At 71.1% G+C, this 17,094-nt stretch carries 17 protein-coding genes and 1 pseudogene; 4 read left to right on the top strand and 14 right to left on the bottom strand.

Annotation, left to right across the window (positions count from 1 at the left end; translation table 11 throughout):
* The first annotated feature begins 231 nt into the window (after positions 1 to 231).
* Together M878_RS82615 and M878_RS82610 are read left to right on the top strand one after the other, a co-directional pair.
* Positions 232 to 1,023 (top strand): hypothetical protein, encoded by a 792-nt coding sequence (locus M878_RS82615; protein WP_031226554.1) that lies wholly within the window; start codon positions 232 to 234, stop codon positions 1,021 to 1,023.
* Positions 1,024 to 1,160: 137 nt separating this feature from the next.
* Positions 1,161 to 1,553, top strand: a complete 393-nt coding sequence (locus M878_RS82610) for a hypothetical protein (protein WP_031226552.1) — start codon at positions 1,161 to 1,163, stop codon at positions 1,551 to 1,553.
* A 67-nt stretch (positions 1,554 to 1,620) separates the two neighbouring features.
* Here M878_RS82610 and der read toward each other — a convergent pair whose 3' ends face one another.
* The 5 genes from der to aroH form a co-directional block, all read right to left on the bottom strand.
* Complete coding sequence (der, locus tag M878_RS82605) at positions 1,621 to 3,105, bottom strand: ribosome biogenesis GTPase Der (protein ID WP_023551796.1); 1,485 nt, start codon at positions 3,103 to 3,105, stop codon at positions 1,621 to 1,623.
* Between the two features lie 91 nt (positions 3,106 to 3,196).
* Positions 3,197 to 3,913 (bottom strand): lysophospholipid acyltransferase family protein, encoded by a 717-nt coding sequence (locus M878_RS82600; protein ID WP_425347919.1) that lies wholly within the window; start codon positions 3,911 to 3,913, stop codon positions 3,197 to 3,199.
* The gene (cmk, locus tag M878_RS82595) at positions 3,871 to 4,566 is read right to left on the bottom strand and encodes a (d)CMP kinase (RefSeq protein WP_023551794.1); all 696 of its coding nucleotides are present in this window, start codon (positions 4,564 to 4,566) and stop codon (positions 3,871 to 3,873) included. Before cmk ends, M878_RS82600 begins: the two co-directional genes overlap by 43 nt.
* Positions 4,567 to 4,671: 105 nt before the next feature.
* Positions 4,672 to 5,766 (bottom strand): prephenate dehydrogenase, encoded by a 1,095-nt coding sequence (locus M878_RS82590; RefSeq protein ID WP_023551793.1) that lies wholly within the window; start codon positions 5,764 to 5,766, stop codon positions 4,672 to 4,674.
* Positions 5,763 to 6,125: a chorismate mutase gene (gene aroH, locus M878_RS82585; protein WP_023551792.1), complete on the bottom strand. Its 363-nt coding sequence runs from the start codon at positions 6,123 to 6,125 to the stop codon at positions 5,763 to 5,765. The genes M878_RS82590 and aroH overlap by 4 nt, the downstream gene beginning before the upstream one ends.
* Before the next feature lie 154 nt (positions 6,126 to 6,279).
* Between aroH and M878_RS82580 the strand changes: the two genes are divergently transcribed.
* Positions 6,280 to 6,717 (top strand): Rieske (2Fe-2S) protein, encoded by a 438-nt coding sequence (locus M878_RS82580; RefSeq protein ID WP_023551791.1) that lies wholly within the window; start codon positions 6,280 to 6,282, stop codon positions 6,715 to 6,717.
* A 22-nt stretch (positions 6,718 to 6,739) separates the two neighbouring features.
* Positions 6,740 to 7,483 (top strand): nucleotidyltransferase domain-containing protein, encoded by a 744-nt coding sequence (locus M878_RS82575; RefSeq protein ID WP_023551790.1) that lies wholly within the window; start codon positions 6,740 to 6,742, stop codon positions 7,481 to 7,483.
* Here M878_RS82575 and M878_RS82570 read toward each other — a convergent pair.
* From M878_RS82570 to M878_RS82535, 9 genes and pseudogenes are all read right to left on the bottom strand, one after another.
* On the bottom strand, positions 7,409 to 8,152 hold the full coding sequence (locus tag M878_RS82570; RefSeq protein ID WP_023551789.1) for a nucleotidyltransferase domain-containing protein: 744 nt from the start codon (positions 8,150 to 8,152) through the stop codon (positions 7,409 to 7,411). The genes M878_RS82575 and M878_RS82570 overlap by 75 nt on opposite strands.
* Before the next feature lie 4 nt (positions 8,153 to 8,156).
* Positions 8,157 to 9,164, bottom strand: coding sequence for an ADP-ribosylglycohydrolase family protein (locus tag M878_RS82565; protein WP_023551788.1), 1,008 nt, complete (start codon positions 9,162 to 9,164; stop codon positions 8,157 to 8,159).
* A 67-nt stretch (positions 9,165 to 9,231) separates the two neighbouring features.
* Positions 9,232 to 10,296: a pseudouridine synthase gene (locus M878_RS82560; RefSeq protein WP_023551787.1), complete on the bottom strand. Its 1,065-nt coding sequence runs from the start codon at positions 10,294 to 10,296 to the stop codon at positions 9,232 to 9,234.
* A gap of 12 nt (positions 10,297 to 10,308) precedes the next feature.
* Positions 10,309 to 10,956 carry an SMC-Scp complex subunit ScpB gene (gene scpB / locus M878_RS82555; RefSeq protein WP_023551786.1) on the bottom strand — a complete coding sequence of 216 codons (648 nt, stop codon included), beginning with the start codon at positions 10,954 to 10,956 and terminating at the stop codon, positions 10,309 to 10,311.
* Positions 10,953 to 12,038 carry a segregation and condensation protein A gene (locus M878_RS82550; RefSeq protein ID WP_031226543.1) on the bottom strand — a complete coding sequence of 362 codons (1,086 nt, stop codon included), beginning with the start codon at positions 12,036 to 12,038 and terminating at the stop codon, positions 10,953 to 10,955. The genes scpB and M878_RS82550 overlap by 4 nt, the downstream gene beginning before the upstream one ends.
* Before the next feature lie 18 nt (positions 12,039 to 12,056).
* The gene (locus M878_RS49485; protein WP_031226541.1) at positions 12,057 to 12,602 is read right to left on the bottom strand and encodes a hypothetical protein; all 546 of its coding nucleotides are present in this window, start codon (positions 12,600 to 12,602) and stop codon (positions 12,057 to 12,059) included.
* Positions 12,587 to 13,720 carry a ParA family protein gene (locus tag M878_RS82545; RefSeq protein WP_076084782.1) on the bottom strand — a complete coding sequence of 378 codons (1,134 nt, stop codon included), beginning with the start codon at positions 13,718 to 13,720 and terminating at the stop codon, positions 12,587 to 12,589. The genes M878_RS49485 and M878_RS82545 overlap by 16 nt, the downstream gene beginning before the upstream one ends.
* A gap of 423 nt (positions 13,721 to 14,143) precedes the next feature.
* Positions 14,144 to 15,259, bottom strand: a complete 1,116-nt coding sequence (gene ald, locus M878_RS82540; protein WP_158692937.1) for an alanine dehydrogenase — start codon at positions 15,257 to 15,259, stop codon at positions 14,144 to 14,146.
* Between the two features lie 147 nt (positions 15,260 to 15,406).
* Positions 15,407 to 17,094 (bottom strand): annotated as a pseudogene (locus M878_RS82535) (tetratricopeptide repeat protein); the annotation flags it as partial.

Below are 17,094 nucleotides of genomic sequence, written 5' to 3'. Positions count from 1 at the left end.
TCTGTGAGCCACTTCACCCCTACAAGTTCCTTGACTTGACGACGAGTTGACGATGAGTAGCGCATTCCGCACATGATGTGACCGTGCGCGGCGGATGGTGCGAACCGGTTGTCCCCAGAGCGTGACTCCCACCACAGGACGTCCGTTGTCTCCTTCATGAGCCCGGAACGCCGGGACTCATCGGCCGGGAGCCACCCGGTCGACCCAGGACCGCATCCCGAGGGAGCCACCGTGCCGCGCATGCTCGACGTCAGTGACGCCGTACGCGCCGAGATCGGCGACGAAGAAGCCGACCGGCTGGTCGCCGGAGAGAACGCCCCGGGCAGTTACGACTGCACCTCCTGCCGCACTCCGGGCGACTCCGAGCAGGAGCGCACCAGCACCGTTCTGTTCGTCGGCGACGAGACCGCCGTGCTCGCCTTCGCCCACGCCAGCTGCCTGCCCTCGCAGGTCGTCCAGGTCACCGAGGAGCAGTTGCAGGGCGCCGTCCGGTCCATCGGCGGCGTGGCCGGTGCCACCGCCGCCGGCACGCCGCAGCAGGTCGCGCCCGAGCAGGCGGTGCTGGGCGTGACCAGCGGACTCGTCCTGATCGAGGGCGAGTTGCACCCCGCGCTCGTCGTCGAGCCGACCTCGGCGATCGTACGCCCCGGCTCCGCCGGGACCGGCGACGACTTCCTTCCGCTCCTCATCGAGCAGGGGTTCATGCCGGTGACCGAGCTGTCGTCCGTGCCGCCGGTGCTGCACGGCTGGTCGGTGCTGCTCGCCATGGGGCAGCTGCATGCGGTGCTGCAGCCCTCGGCGAGCGGCGGACAGCCGGTCGCCTGGTGGCAGGCACATCAGCCGCTGCAGGTGACGGACGGGTGGCGGGCCGCGGCGAACAAGCATCAGCAGGTGCTGATGTTCGCGGCGCCGGTGGGGTCGATCGGGCGGCAGCCGCGGGAGGATCTGCTGCGGGAGTCTCTCGACAAGTCGGCGGCGCAGGGGAAGCTGGTGGGGGCCGCGCTTCCCCTTGCGGGTACGTGACATTCGCGCCCAGGGGGCGGGGGGCGGCTGTACGGGGGCGGGTGCGGGTCGTTCGTGGTTGCTCGCGCAGTTCCCCGCGCCCCTAAAGGCAGGTTGCAGAACCGCATCTCTTTAAGGGGGCCGTCGTTTGGACATACGTGCACGCATACGACACTCCTCCCCGCCGGTCATTGTTCTCCGCTATCCCGTCCGCGCGGACGGGGCAGGAAGGTGGGGGCTCCCCCACGCCGATCTACGACTCGCTCTACGCGGAGTGGGTCAAGGCCTTCCGTACGCTGCCGGGTGACCGGAGCGGGGAGGAGGGACTGAGGTTCAGCCCGTTCGGGCAGCTGTCGGACCGTACGGGTGGCTACGGCGGGCATCGGGCGGGGTCGTTCAGCAGCTCGTACAGCGCCTACAGCGCGGGGGCGTACAGCGCGCGGCAGCAGTCGCAGTGGCAGCGGATCGGCACGCTGGGGCGGCAGCACGAGGACACCGGGATGCACCATGTTCCGGCGGCGCTGCCTCCGGGACCGCGCCGGGGCATGTGACCGGCGGACGCTGAAGGGCGGCCTCTGGACTCTGGTCTCCAGGGCCGCCCTTCACGTCGTACAGCCGTTACTTCTTCTTCGCGCCGCGCTTCTCGCGCACCCGCACCGAGATATGGATCGGGGTGCCGTCGAAGCCGAACTCCTCGCGCAGCCGACGCTCGATGAAGCGGCGGTAACCCGCCTCGATGAAGCCGGAGGCGAAGAGGACGAAGCGCGGGGGCTTGGTGCCTGCCTGGGTGCCGAACAGGATGCGCGGCTGCTTGCCGCCCCGGATCGGGTGCGGGTGGGCCGAGACCAGCTCGCCGAGGAAGGCGTTGAGGCGGCCGGTGGGGACGCGGGTCTCCCAGCCGGCGAGGGCGGTCTCGATGGCCGGGACCAGCTTCTCCATGTGGCGGCCGGTGCGCGCCGAGACGTTCACACGCGGGGCCCAGGCGACCTGGCCCAGCTCGGTCTCGATCTCGCGCTCCAGGTAGTAGCGGCGCTCCTCGTCGAGGGTGTCCCACTTGTTGTAGGCGAGGACGATCGCGCGGCCCGCCTCGACGGCCATGGTGACGATCCGCTGGTCCTGCACGGAGATGTTCTCGGAGGCGTCGATCAGGATGACGGCGACCTCCGCCTTCTCCACGGCCGCTGCCGTACGCAGGGAGGCGTAGTAGTCGGCGCCCTGCTGGAGGTGGACGCGCTTGCGAATGCCCGCCGTGTCGACGAACTTCCAGGTCACGCCGCCCAGTTCGATCAGCTCGTCGACCGGGTCGCGGGTGGTGCCCGCCAGCTCGTTGACGACGACGCGCTCCTCGCCCGCCACCTTGTTCAGCAGGGAGGACTTGCCGACGTTCGGGCGGCCGATCAGGGCGATCCGGCGCGGGCCGCCGATGCCGCTCCCGCCGAAGGTCTCGCGCGGCGCGTCCGGCAGCACCTCCAGGACCGCGTCGAGCATGTCGCCGGTGCCGCGGCCGTGCAGCGCCGAGACGGGGTGCGGCTCGCCGAGGCCGAGGCTCCACAGGTAGGCCGCGTCGGCCTCGCCGCTCGGGCCGTCGACCTTGTTGGCGCACAGTACGACCGGCTTGCCGGCCTTGCGCAGCAGCCGTACCACCGCCTCATCCGTGTCGGTCGCGCCGACCTTGGCGTCCACGACGAAGACGACCGCGTCGGCCGCCTCGATCGCGAACTCGGCCTGGGCGGCCACGGAGGCGTCGATGCCGAGGACGTCCTGCTCCCAGCCGCCGGTGTCGACGACCTTGAAGCGGCGGCCGGCCCACTCGGCCTCGTAGGTGACGCGGTCACGGGTGACGCCCGGCTTGTCCTCGACGACCGCCTCGCGACGGCCGATGATCCGGTTCACCAGGGTCGACTTGCCGACATTGGGGCGGCCGACGACGGCGAGCACGGGCAGCGGACCGTGGCCCGCCGCCTCGATGGCGCCCTCGACGTCCTCGATGTCGAAGCCCTCTTCCGCGGCGAGCTCCATGAACTCCGCGTACTCGGCGTCGCCGAGAGCCCCGTGGTCGTACTCGTGCTCAGCCGAGTCGCCGGGCTGGATGTCGTCGTTCATGTAGTCCGTACCTCGTCGTTCATCGTGGTGATCGGTGGAACAGGCCCTGATGGGATGAACCCGGTGGGCTGATCCACTACTCAAGTGTCGCCTAGCGCCCGGTCAGGCGCCTGGCGGTTTCCAGGTGGCTGGTGAGCTGCTTCTGGATGCGCTCGGTCGCCTCGTCCAGCGCCTTGCGCGTGCGCCGCCCGCTGCCGTCGCCCGCGTCGAAGGGGTCGCCGAAGACGACGTCGACGCGGGAGCGCAGCGGGGGCAGCGCCTTTATCAACCGTCCGGGCTGCTCGGCGCTTCCCATCACGGCGATGGGCACGATCGGCGCCCCGCTGCGTACGGCGAAGTAGGCGAGCCCGGCGCGCAGCGAGGCGAAGTCGCCGTCGCCGCGGGTGCCCTCCGGGAAGATGCCCAGCACGCCCCCGGCCTCCAGCACGCCGAGGGCGCGGGTGATCGCCGTGCGGTCGGCGGTGGCGCGGTCCACCTTCAGCTGGCCGATGCCGGTCAGGAAGGAGCCCAGCGGGCCGACGTACGCCTCCTTCTTGATCAGGAAGTGCGTCGGCCGGGGTGCCACGCCCATGACCATCGGGCCGTCGATGTTGTGGGAGTGGTTGACCGCGAAGATCACCGGGCCGGTGGCGGGCACCTTCCAGGCGCCGAGCACGCGCGGCTTCCACAGCCCGTACATCAGGCCGACGCCGATGCGCCGGCCGACCTCGGCGCCCCGCCCCGACGGGGGCTTCTCCGGCTGCTGGGCAGGGGCTGACGGAAGGCTCACTTCCCGGCCCGCTTCTCCTCGACCAGGGTGACGACGCACTCGATGACCTGGGCGAGGGTGAGCTCGGTGGTGTCGACCTCGACCGCGTCGCCGGCCTTGGCGAGCGGCGAGGTCTTGCGGGAGGAGTCGGCCGCGTCCCGCTTGATCAGCGCCTCGCGGGTGGCGTGCACGTCGACGCCCTTCAGCTCGCCACTGCGACGGGCCGCGCGAGCCTCCGGGGACGCGGTGAGGAAGATCTTCAGGTCGGCGTCCGGGAGAACGGTCGTACCGATGTCACGGCCCTCGACCACGATGCCGTGCTCCGCGCCGGCGGCGATCGAGCGCTGCAGCTCGGTGATCAGGGTGCGCACCTCGGGCACCGCGCTGACCGCGCTGACCTTGGAGGTGACCTCCTGGGTGCGGATCGGGCCGGCCACGTCGGTGCCGTCGACCGTGATGGTCGGGTTGGCCGGGTCGGTGCCGGAGACGATCTCCGGCTTGCCGGCGACCGCTGCGATGGCCGTCGGGTCCTCCAGGTCGATGCCGTTGCTCACCATCCACCAGGTGATCGCCCGGTACTGGGCGCCGGTGTCCAGGTAGCTCAGGCCGAGCTGCGCGGCGACGGCCTTCGACGTGCTCGACTTGCCCGTGCCGGAGGGGCCGTCGATCGCGACGATCACGGGCTGGGCGGTCGGGGCGGCGCCGTTTTCCACGGAGGGAGACCTTCCTGGTGCGGGGTGGGCGGGTACGGGGGGAGCGAGAGCGCCCTGCACAAGGTTACTGGGTGCGGGTCACTCGTCCGGACGCCTGTGGACGCCCTACTGCCGCAGCGCCCAGCCCCGCTCCCGCAGTGCCTCCTTCAGCGCGGGCGCCGCCTTCGGTTCGACCATGAGCTGGACCAGACCGGCCTGCTGCCCGGTCGCGTGCTCGATGCGCACGTCCTCGATGTTGACCCCGGCCCGTCCCGCGTCGGCGAAGATGCGGGCCAGCTGGCCGGGCTGGTCGTCGATGAGGACGACGACGTTCTCGTACCGGTGCGGCGCGCTGCCGTGCTTGCCCGGCACCCGCACCTGGCCCGCGTTCCCGCGGCGCAGCACGTCCTCGATACCGGCGGTGCCCTCGCGCCGCTTGGCCTCGTCGGAGGACTGCAGGGCGCGCAGCGCCTCGACGGTCTCGCCCAGGTCGGCGGCGACGTCGGAGAGCAGGTCGGCGACCGGGCCGGGGTTCGCGGACAGGATGTCGATCCACATACGCGGATCGGAGGCGGCGATCCGGGTCACGTCCCGGATGCCCTGCCCGCACAGCCGTACGGCGGCCTCCGCGGCGTGCTCCAGGCGCGCGGCGACCATGCTGGACACCAGGTGGGGCATGTGGGAGACGAGGGCGACGGCGCGGTCGTGCGCGTCGGCGTCCATGACGACCGGTACGGCCCGGCAGTGCGAGACCAGCTCCAGGGCGAGGTTCAGCACCTCGGTGTCGGTGTCCCGGGTCGGGGTGAGCACCCAGGGGCGGCCCTCGAAGAGGTCGGCGGTCGCGGCCAGCGGGCCGGACTTCTCGCGGCCGGACATGGGGTGGCTGCCGAGATACCTCGACATTACGGACAGGTCCAGGCCGAGCGCTTCCAGCTCGCGGCGCGGGCCGCCCTTGACACTGGCCACGTCGACATAGCCGCGGGCCACGCCCCGGCGCATGGCGTCGGCGAGCACACCGGCCACGTGCGCGGGCGGGGCGGCCACGATCGCGAGGTCGACGGGTCCGTCGGGGGCCTCGTCGGTGCCGGCGCCCAGTGCGGCGGCCGTACGGGCCTGCTCGGGGTCGTGGTCGACGAGGTGCACGATGACGCCGCGCTGGACCAGGGCCAGGGCGGCGGAGGTGCCGATGAGGCCGGTGCCGATCACGAGTGCGCTTCTCACTGGGCGATGTCCTTGCGCAGGGCGGCCGCGGCGCCGAGGTAGACGTGGTTGATGTCGGCGCGGGGCCGGTCCGACTCGATGTGCGCGAGGAGCCGTACGACCCGGGGCATGGCGCCCGCGATGTCCAGTTCCTGGGCGCAGATCAGCGGCACGTCGACGATGCCGAGCTTGCGCGCGGCGGCCGCCGGGAAGTCGCTGTGCAGGTCCGGTGTGGCCGTGAACCAGATGCTGATCAGGTCGTCGGCGCTCAGTCCGTTCCGCTCCAGGACCGCGGTGAGCAGGGCTCCGACCTGCTCGTCCATGTGCCCGGCCTCGTCCCGTTCCAGTTGGACGGCCCCCCGGACCGCTCGTACCGCCACGGCGCTGCTCCCTGCTGACATGCGGATCTGGTCTTGGTCCGTCCAGGGTAGTCAGCCCGCGCGCGACAGGTGCGGGTCGCCCGATCACTGAGACGATGTAGAGCATCCGATATGTATCAACATGTATCGATTTCTACGGCGTACGGAGACTGGCATGACCGAGGACGTGAAGCGGCGCACGGTTCTGGCGACGGGCGCGGCGGCAGCGATCGTCGCACCCGTCGCGGCATGCGGCGGCACCAAGAGCAGCGGCAGCGCCAGCAGCAGCACCGAGAGCGCGAGCGGTGTCAAGACCGCCGGCACCGGCGGGGTTCTGGGCAGGACCAGTGACATCCCCGTGGGCGGCGGCACGATCTTCAAGGACCGGAAGGTGGTCGTCACGCAGCCGAAGGAGGGCGACTTCAAGGCCTTCTCGGCGATCTGCACACACCTGGGCTGCACGGTGAACAACATCGCGAACGGCACGATCGACTGCCCGTGTCACGGCAGCAAGTTCCACATCGCCGACGGCTCGGTGGCCCACGGCCCCGCGAAGACGCCGCTCCCCGAGGAGTCGATCAAGGTGGAGAAGAATTCGATCCGTCTGACGTGACAGGTCCGCGTACGCTCCCGGCATGCAGCCCGAGACGCTGGTACGCGACCACACCGTTTACGCCTGTGTCATGGGTTCCCGGGCCTTCGGGCTGGCGACGGACGCGAGCGACACCGACCGGCGGGGTGTGTTCCTCGCCCCCACTCCCCTGTTCTGGCGCTTCGAGAAGCCGCCGACGCATGTGGAGGGGCCGGGCGAGGAGCAGTTCTCCTGGGAGCTGGAACGGTTCTGCGAGCTGGCGCTGCGCGGCAATCCGAACATCCTGGAGTGCCTGCACTCCCCGCTGGTGGAGCACCTGGACGACACCGGCCGGGAGCTGCTGTCCCTGCGCGGCGCCTTCCTCTCCCGCCGGGCCTACGACACCTTCACCCACTATGCCTTGGGCCAGCGCAAGAAGCTCGACGCCGGCATCCGCGCGACGGGCGCCCCACGCTGGAAGCACGCCATGCATCTGCTGCGCCTGCTGATGAGCGCCCGTGACCTGCTGCGCTCCGGCGAGCTGCGGATCGACGTCGGCGACCGGCGCGAGGCGCTGCTCGCGGTGAAGCGGGGCGAGGTCCCCTGGGCCGAGGTGGAGGCGTGGATGGCCCGGCTGGGGACGGAGACGGAGCGGGCTCTGCACCGCAGCCCGCTCCCGTCCGAGCCGGATCACGCGCGCGTGGCCGGCTTCCTGTTCCGGGTACGCCGGGACTCAGCCCTGCAGACGGACGCGTATCACGAAGTCGTGCAGGGCGTCGTACGCGGTGGGGGCGTCGGGCAGGGCTGAGGCGGACTGGGCCTCGTCCAGCACGGCGTGCAGGCGCTCCACGTCGGCCTCCACGCGCGCGTGCGGGATGTCGGCGATGCCGTGTTCCAGCTCCCCCTTGGCGGCTATCAGCTCGGGCAGATAGCCGGGTGCGTCGATCTGCTCCAGGAGGGTGGGCAGGTGGGCCTGGACCTCGCCGCTGCGCATGAGGTGAATGCCGGTGAGCAGCACCCTGAACGTGTAGAGCAACGGCTTGAGTTCGCCGGTCTTCTCGAACAGCCGCCACTGGGTCACCGCGAACCCCCGGTAGTGGTGGGCGTGGTGGCCGGTGAGGACGCCGGGGGCGAGCGCGGCCAGCTCCCGGTGCGTGTCGCCGCTGTGCACGACCAGCGGTGAGAGCAGTTGCTCCAGGACGTAGCCGTTGCGGCGCAGCATGAGCCGGACGAACTTGCGCAGATCATGGGTGACGAGGTCCAGCTCGACGCCGTAGCGCACCCAGGCGCGCGAGCGGGTCTCCTCCGGCTCGTGCAGCCCGACGAGGTCGGCCGCCGGGAGCAGATGGACGCCCCGCAGGTCCACGTCCGAGTCCTGCGAGGGGAAGCCGTACAGGTGGGCTCCGGAGACGGTCGCGAACAGCAGCGGGTCGGGCTGTTCCGCGACCACGGGCGCGAGGTCGAGGTCTTCGATCATGGTCCTAAGCGTCCCAGAGCGCCCCCAGGGCCAAAAGGTCACCTCGGTACTCGATGCGCTCGGTCCAGTCGGCCGGCCAGGCCTGCGCGCCCGTCCAGGCGCCCGCGAACGCGCCGGTGAGGCAGGCGATGGAGTCGGAGTCGCCGGAGGTGCAGGCGGCCCGGCGCAGGGCGGTGACGGGCTCGTCGGGGAAGAGCAGGAAGCACAGCAGCCCCGTGGCGAGGGCCTCTTCGGCGATCCAGCCCTCGCCGGTGGCCAGGCACGGGTCGGTCTCCGGGGAGACGGTCCGCACGGCCTCCTGGAGCCGGTCGAGGACCGCCAGGCACTCGTCCCAGCCCCGCGCGATGAAGTGCTCGGGGCTGGGGTCCTGGGACCGGGTCCACAGGTCGCCGAGCCACGTGTGGTCGTACCGCGTGCGGTGGTCGAGGGCGTACGAGCGCAGCCGGCCGACGAGCCCGGCCGGGTCGGTGCCCCGGGCGAGCAGGTGGACGGCGTGCGCGGTGAGGTCGGAGGCGGCGAGCGCGGTGGGGTGACCGTGGGTGAGCCCGGACTGCAACTGGGCGGCGCCGGAGCGCTGTTCGTCGCTCAGCCCGGGAGCCAGCCCGAGGGGCGCGACGCGCATGTTGGCACCACAGCCCTTGGAGTCGATCTGACTGGCGTGCTGCCAGGCCCGGCCGTCCTCCTTCAGGAGGCCGCACGCAGTCAGACAGGTGTGGCCCGGGGCGCGGTTGTTGTCCGGCGAGTGGAACCAGTCCACGAACTCCTCGCGCAGCGGCCGCTCCAGCCGCTTCGGGCCGAGGAAGCCACGGTCCAGGGCCGTGCGCAGTCCGCGGCCGACGGCGAGGGTCATCTGGGTGTCGTCGGAGACGAAGGCGTGCCGCGGCAGCTCCATCTCCCGCCAGGGCCCGCACTTGGCGAGGATGGACGGTACGTCGTTGAACTCGGCCGGGAAGCCGAGGGCGTCCCCGAGGGCGAGGCCGAGAAGTGCGCCGGTCGCCGACTGCTTGGGCATATGCGTCATCCCCCTTTATTGTCGTTGTGACGATAAAGGGGGACGGCGATGCGGCGCAAGCCGCGCTCTAGAGATCGACTTCCTGCATCAGCATCCCGACCTCGGTGTTGGACAGGCGGCGCAGCCAGCCCGACTTCTGGTCGCCGAGGGTGATGGGGCCGAAGGCGGTGCGGACCAGCTTGTCGACCGGGAAGCCGGCCTCCGCCAGCATGCGCCGCACGATGTGCTTGCGGCCCTCGTGCAGGGTCACCTCGACCAGGTAGTTCTTGCCGGTCTGCTCCACGACCCGGAAGTGGTCCGCGCGCGCGTAGCCGTCCTCCAGCTGGATGCCGTCCTTCAGGCGCTTGCCCAGGTCGCGCGGGATCGGGCCGACGATGGCGGCGAGGTAGGTCTTCTTCACGCCGTACTTGGGGTGGGTCAGGCGGTGCGCCAGCTCGCCGTGGTTGGTGAGCAGGATGACGCCCTCGGTCTCGGTGTCCAGCCGGCCGACGTGGAAGAGGCGCGTCTCGCGGTTGGTGACGTAGTCACCGAGGCACTGCCGGCCCTCGGGGTCCTCCATGGTGGAGACGACACCGGCGGGCTTGTTCAGCGAGAAGAACTGGTACGACTGCGTCGCCACCGTCAGGCCGTCGACCTTGACCTCGTCCTTCTCCGGGTCGACCCGGCGGCCCTGCTCCAGGACGATCTCGCCGTTGACCTCCACGCGCGCCTGCTCGATCAGCTCCTCGCAGGCCCGCCGCGAGCCGTAGCCGGCGCGCGCGAGGACCTTCTGCAGCCGCTCGCCCTCCTGCTCGGCACCCGGGAAGGTCTTGGGCAGCTTGATGTCCTTCTTGCCGGCGTAGCGCTCCCGGTTGCGCTCCTCGGCGCGCGCCTCGTACTCACGCGAGCGCGCGGGGGCCGTACGACCGGACTGCTGGGGCTTCTTCGGGCCGCCCTTGGCTCCGCCGCGCGCGGCGGAGCCGCGTCCGGACTTGGGGCCGTCCTGGGAGGCGCCGGGGCCCACGTCGTAGCGGCGCTCCTCGGGGCGGGGCTTGCGGGGCCGGCCCTGCCCCTGCCGCTCGTCCCGGTTGTTACCGGCGCCGCGGTAGTTACCGCGCCCGCCGCTGTTCCTGCCGCTGCCGCTGCTTCGCATCAAAGTTCCGTCTTAGTCGTCTGCGTCCTCTACGCCGGGCGCGTCGGGCGCGTCCGGGTCGAACGACGGGACCCCTTCCTGGGTCTCGGCCTCGATCGCCTCCGCCTCCGGGAGGAAGGGCGCGAGCTCCGGAAGCTCGTCCAGGCCACGCAGGCCCATCCGCTCCAGGAAGTAGTTCGTCGTCCTGTACAGGATCGCACCTGTTTCGGGTTCCGTGCCCGCCTCCTCGACCAGACCGCGCTGCAGCAGGGTGCGCATCACACCGTCGCAGTTCACCCCGCGTACGGCGGAGACGCGGCTGCGGCTGACCGGCTGGCGGTAGGCGACCACCGCGAGGGTCTCCAGCGCGGCCTGGGTGAGCCGGGCGGTCTGGCCGTCCAGGACCAGCCGCTCGACGGCGGGCGCGTACTCGGCCCGGGTGTAGAAGCGCCAGCCGCCCGCGACGAACCGCAGCTCGAAGCCGCGGCCCTGCACGGTGTACTCGTCGGCCAGCTCCCGCAGCGCGTCGGCGACCTGTCGTTTCGGCCGCTCCAGCAGCTTCGCGAGGTGCTCCTCGGTCGCGGGCTCGTCGACGACCATGAGCATCGCCTCCAGGGCGGGCTTGAGATCGAGTTCGGCGACGGCCGCCAGTCCGGCCGGGACCTGGGTGGTCTCGCTCACGGCTTCTTCTCCTCCTTCGGCGGCTCGGGCGGCCGGTCGAACTCGTCGGTGACCATCGGCGCCGAGTCGGCGTCCCCGCCGGTCCAGCGCACCAGCAGCTCCCCGAGCGCGGCCTCCTGCTCCAGGGCGACGGCCTTCTCGCGGTACAGCTCCAGCAGGGCGAGGAACCGCGCTACGACGGTGAGCGTGTCGTCCGTGTCCTCGATCAGGGCCCGGAAGCTGACCTCGCCCAGCTCCTTCAGCCGGGCGACCACGATCCCTGCCTGCTCCTGCACGCTGACCAGCGGGGCGTGGATGTGGTCGACGTAGACCTGCGGCTTGGGCCTGGGCTGCATCGCCTTGACCGCGAGCCTGGCGAACCCCTCGGGACCGATGCTGATGACGACCTCGGGCAGCAGCTCGGCGTGGTGCGGCTCCAGGCCGACCGTACGGGGCCAGCGGCGGGCCTCGTCGTCGAGGCGCCGGTTGAAGATGTCCGCGATCTGTTTGTACGCGCGGTACTGCAGCAGCCGCGCGAACAGCAGGTCCCGCGCCTCCAGCAGCGCCAGGTCGGCCTCGTCCTCGACCTCGGCGGCGGGCAGCAGCCGGGCCGCCTTCAGATCGAGCAGCGTGGCCGCCACGACCAGGAACTCGGTCGTCTGGTCCAGGTCCCAGTCGGGTCCCATGGCCCGGATGTGCGCCATGAACTCGTCGGTGACCTTCGACAGGGCCACCTCGGTGACGTCCAGCTTGTGCTTGGAGATCAGTTGGAGGAGGAGATCGAAGGGACCCTCGAAGTTCGAGAGCCGCACCTTGAAGACACCGTCACGGACTTCTGCGGGCTCGACGGGCGCGGGCGCTGCGGATACGGAAGCCTCGGGCGCTTCGGGTACGACGGCTTCGGGCGTATCGAGCACGACAGCTTCTGGCGCTTCGGGTACGGAAGCCTCGGGCGCTTCGCGTACGACAGCTTCGGGCGCCTCACCCGGCACACCGGCCTCAGCCGGAACCACGACCTCCGCCACAGACGCACCCGGCCCTCGGCCCAGGGCACGCCTGCGACCGGCGTTCGTGCCGGGAGCGGGAACGTCAGACGAGGTCATAGCCCCCGCAGGCTACCCCTACCGTCCCCGCAGCCGTCGTACGAGGATGCTCGCGTCCCCGCGTGACTCCAGGTCGGCCAGGACCACGGCCACCGCCTCACGGACGATCCGCCCGCGGTCCACCGCCAGCCCGTGCTCACCACGGAGCACCAGGCGGGCGTGTTCGAGGTCCATCAGCTCCTCGGCCGACACATACACCGTGATCTTCTCGTCGTGCCGCTCGCGGCCGCTGGGCCGGCGGTTCGCCGCCCGCCCTCGCTTGCGCGGCTGCGCGGCGCCAGAACCTTCCTGCGCCGCCTGCCGGCGCGCCGGGCGGCCGCGGGACTCGCCGGTCCCGTCCTGCTCGGCCTCCGCGGCGACATGCTCCGCGCCCGCTCCGTCACCGCCCTGGACGGGCACCGACTGCGGTGCGTCCTCGGCGGCGGCCACGTCGTCGCTCTCCCCAGCGGGAGCCGGCACCCGTGCCTCGCCGTTGGCGCGCCGGGGCGTGGACGGCTGGAGCGCAGTCCCCCCTGTCGTACGGAAGAGTTCGTCGGCCCCGGGCAGACTCACTCGGCGTGACACCGGGCGAGCACCTCCCTGGCGAGCTGGCGATAGGCGGCGGCACCGACGGAGTTGGAGGCGTACGTGGTGATCGGTTCACCGGCGACCGTGGTCTCCGGGAAGCGGACCGTGCGGCCGATGACCGTGTGGTAGACGTGGTCGTCGAACGCCTCGACCACGCGGGCCAGGACCTCGCGGCTGTGGACGGTGCGCGAGTCGTACATCGTGGCGAGGATGCCGTCCAGTTCCAGCTCGGGGTTGAGCCGCTCCTGGACCTTCTCGATGGTCTCGGTCAGCAGGGCCACACCGCGCAGGGCGAAGAACTCGCATTCCAGCGGCACGATCACCTTGTGAGCGGCCGTCAGGGCGTTGACGGTGAGCAGGCCGAGCGAGGGCTGACAGTCGATCACGATGTAGTCGTAGTCGGACATCAGCGGCTTCAGGGCGCGCTGCAGCGTCGACTCGCGGGCGACCTCGGAGACCAGCTGGACCTCGGCGGCCGACAGGTCGATGTTGGAGGGCAGCAGGTCCATGTTGGGGACCGCCGTCTTCAGCAGGACCTCGTCGGCGGACATGCCCCGCTCCATGAGCAGGTTGTAGACCGTCAGGTCGAGTTCCATCGGGTTGACGCCGAGGCCCACCGACAGCGCGCCCTGCGGGTCGAAGTCCACGAGCAGCACGCGCCGGCCGTACTCCGCGAGCGCGGCACCCAGGTTGATGGTCGACGTCGTCTTGCCGACGCCGCCCTTCTGGTTGCACATCGCGATGATCTTCGCGGGGCCGTGGTCGGTCAGCGGGCCCGGGATCGGGAAGTACGGCAGCGGGCGTCCGGTCGGGCCGATGCGCTCACGGCGCTGGCGGGCCGCGTCGGGCGCGAGCGTGGCCGCGTACTCCGGATCGGGCTCGTACTCGGCGTCGGGGTCGTAGAAGTGCCCCTCGGGCAGTTCGTCGTAGTCGGCGAATTGGTTGTGGGGCGCGCCACTTCCGTCGCCGGCCATGGCGTTCACGTGATGGCCATCCATGCTCTGGTGTGCTGTCCCGGCCGCCTGCGGACCGGAACTCTGGTGGGCTGCGAAGGTGCGCACAGCTACGGAGCCGACAGCCTCGAATCCCGCGGAGCCCTGGCCCCGTGCAGGCATTCCTGGTTGACCACCCCCGGGAGAAAATGTCGACTCATTCACAAGTCGTCTTACCTCCTTGGTGACCAGGAAACTTCTAGACAAGGTCAGCGTGGCACCATGCCGACGGTTGGCGACTCTATGGCGTGTCGGCGGTCCGCAGCAACACAATCCGCCGGACCCGGCAGGATGTGTCGGCAATGAAACATCTCGCTGTCAAGGGCGTACGGCCGTCGCACAGCAGGTTTCACCGGTGTGCGAATCGGTCGAAGGGTTACGTTCGAGGCGAGTTGACCGAGAGCCGCAAAGTGACCATACACACATCCGGCCGGACCTTGTCGGGCAAGGTCCGGCCGGGCGCGCGGTGTTGACGACGTGTGTTGACGAATCGCCTTTTACCTGTTGGTGACTTAGTGACTCACCAGGTCACGGGGTCGGTCGGCGTCAGCCGAGCAGGGTCTCCAGCTCGATGTGCTCCAGACCGTGGGCCTCGGCGACCTCCCGGTACACGACCTTGCCGTCGTGGGTGTTCAGGCCCTTGGCGAGCGAGGCATCGCGGCGCAGCGCCTCGACCCAGCCGTTGTTGGCGAGGGAGACGATGTACGGCAGCGTCGCGTTGGTGAGGGCGTTGGTGGAGGTGTTGGGCACCGCGCCGGGCATGTTGGCGACGCAGTAGAAGACCGAGTTGTGCACCTTGAAGGTCGGTTCGGCGTGCGTCGTCGGGTGGGAGTCCTCGAAGCAGCCGCCCTGGTCGATCGCGATGTCGACAAGGACACTGCCGGGCTTCATGCGGGCCACCAGCTCGTTGGTGACGAGCTTCGGGGCCTTGGCGCCCGGGATGAGGACCGCGCCGATGACGAGGTCGGCGTCGAGGACGGCCTTCTCCAGCTCGAAGGAGTTGGACATGATCGCCTTGACCTTCGTACCGAAGATCTTGTCGGCCTCGCGCAGCTTGTTGATGTCGCGGTCGAGCAGGGTCACCTCGAAGCCCATGCCGACGGCGACCTGCGTGGCGTTCCAGCCGGAGACGCCGCCGCCGATGACCACGCACTTGGCCGGGGTCACGCCCGGGACGCCGCCCGGCAGCACACCGCGGCCGCCGGCCGCGCGCATCAGGTGGTAGGCGCCGACCTGCGGGGCGAGCCGGCCCGCGACCTCGGACATCGGGGCGAGCAGCGGCAGCGCGCGGTTCGGCAGCTCGACGGTCTCGTAGGCGATGGCCGTGGTGCCGGACTCGATGAGCGCGTCCGTGCACTCCTTGGAGGCGGCCAGGTGCAGGTAGGTGAAGAGGATCTGGTCCTTGCGGAGGCGGTGGTACTCCTCCGCGATGGGCTCCTTGACCTTCAGCAGCAGGTCGGCGGCGGCCCAGACCTCGTCGGCGGTGTCCAGGATCTGGGCACCGGCGGCCACGTACTCGTCGTCCGTGATCGAGGAGCCGACGCCGGCGGCGCGCTCGATGACGACCTGGTGGCCGTTGCGCACCAGCTCGTGCACACCGGCGGGGGTGATGGCCACCCGGAACTCGTTGTTCTTGACCTCGCGGGGGATGCCGACCTTCACGTCGATCACGGTCCTTGGCTCAGAGGGTATGGGGGGTGCATTACATGACATACCCAGGCATGCAGGGCACACCGGGAGACACCGCAGGAGAACGTGCGGCGGAGCCAGTCTAATGAAGGCGTTCCAGCTGTCTAGCCTTTCATTGCATCAATCTTCGCTGGATGCACTACGGATTTCGCAGGCTTCAGCGTCCGTTTTGGGGCTTGCGTCGTCCTCCGGGGCCTCCTGGACCAGCATGCGCTCGGCCGCGCCGCGGTGCAGACGGGCGGCGGCCGAGTCGCCGAGGCGCTCCAGGGTGTCGGCCAGCCGGAGCTGCAGCGCGGCCTGCAGCCGGACGTCCTCGGCGCGCCGCGCCCACTCCACCGCCTCCTGGCAGGTGCGCCGCGACTCCTCGAACCGTCCCGCGTACTCCTGCACCCGGGCCAGCTCGCTCAACGCCCGGGCATGGGCGGCGACATCGCCGCTCCTGCGGTAGCCGGCGACGGCGGCCCGCCAGTTCCTGAGGGCCTCGCCGTAGCGGCCCGCATAGGTGTGGGCGGTGGCGATCCGGCCGTACAGCCGGGCAGCCGGCTCGCGCTCGCCCCGGGCCAGCCGCTCGGCCAGGGCCCGGCCGAACCAGTCGGCGGCCCGGTCGTAGTCCCCCAGCTCCTGGTAGGCGCCACCTACGGATTCCATTGCGCGACCGGCCGCGTACGGGTCATTTGCTCTGCGTCCGGCCACCAAAGCCAACCGATATCGTGCCAGCGCGTCCTTGGTTCGGCCGGTCTGCGCGTCCACGTCGCCCAGGTTCAGCAGGGCCGCGGCCTCCTCCCGGGGCAGGCCGCGCCGCCCCGCGACATCGAGGACCAGGCTGTGTACGTCGTACAGGTCGGGGGCCGCGGCATGCATGCCCTCGTGCGCCACCAAGGCCCTGACCAGCTGGGACATCAGCCGGCGAGCGAGGGTGTCCAGCTCGCCGTCGGCCACCGCGAGCCGGGCGGACGCCAGCAGCGCGGGCCGCCGGATGCGCAGCCAGTCGGCGGCCGCCCTGGGGCTGGGGAAGCGCACCTCGCGGGGCATCGCGTTCAGCTTCTCCCGGGCCTGCGGGCTGTCCGTCTCGGTGATCGCCCGGCAGGACTGCAGCAGCCGTACGGTCCGCTCCAGCATCCGGGCCCGGGCCAGCTGCAGCTCGGCGGGCCTCTCCTGGCTGTCGGCGCAGGCGCGCAGCAGCGGGTGCAGGCAGCCGGGGACGTCGTACTGGGGCAGCGGGGAGTCGACCGCGCGCAGCAGGCCGAGCGCGACGAAGTCGTCCAGGGTGGAGCGGGCGAAGCTCACCGAGCAGCCGGCGAGAGCCGAGGCGGTGTGCGGGTCGATCAGGCCGGCCGGGGCGAGGGAGAGCAGCCGCAGGATGCGGGCGGCCGCGCCGGCCAGCTCATCGTGGACATGCCGGAAGACTCGGGCCTGCGGGGTGGTGTCCGTACCGTCGTCGGTGCCGGTGCGCAGCCGTTTGGCGAGGTCGGAGACGGCGGCCTGGGGACGGGCGGCCAGCCAGCCGCCGGCCAGCACGAGTGCGGCCGGATGGCCCTGGCAGGCCTCGACCAGGCTCTCGGCGGCGCGCGGGTCGACCGTGATGCGGACGGAGCCGGTAGCGGGTGAGCAGTTCCACCGCGGACTTGGTGTCCAGGCCGCCCAGAGTGCAGGGGCGGACGTCCGCGATGCCGGTGAGCGGGCCCGAGGAGACGGCCACCACCAGGCAGTCCGGGGCCTCCGGGAGCAGCGCGTCGACCTGCCCGGCGCCGGCCGCGTCGTCCAGCAGCAACAGCGTGCCGGTGGGCGAGGGCGGCGCGCACGGCCTC

The sequence above is a fragment of the Streptomyces roseochromogenus subsp. oscitans DS 12.976 genome, assembly GCF_000497445.1.
Lineage (GTDB): Bacteria > Actinomycetota > Actinomycetes > Streptomycetales > Streptomycetaceae > Streptomyces > Streptomyces oscitans.
The sequence above is the reverse complement of the archived record's forward strand: the minus strand, read 5'-3'. Positions and strand labels throughout refer to the sequence as shown.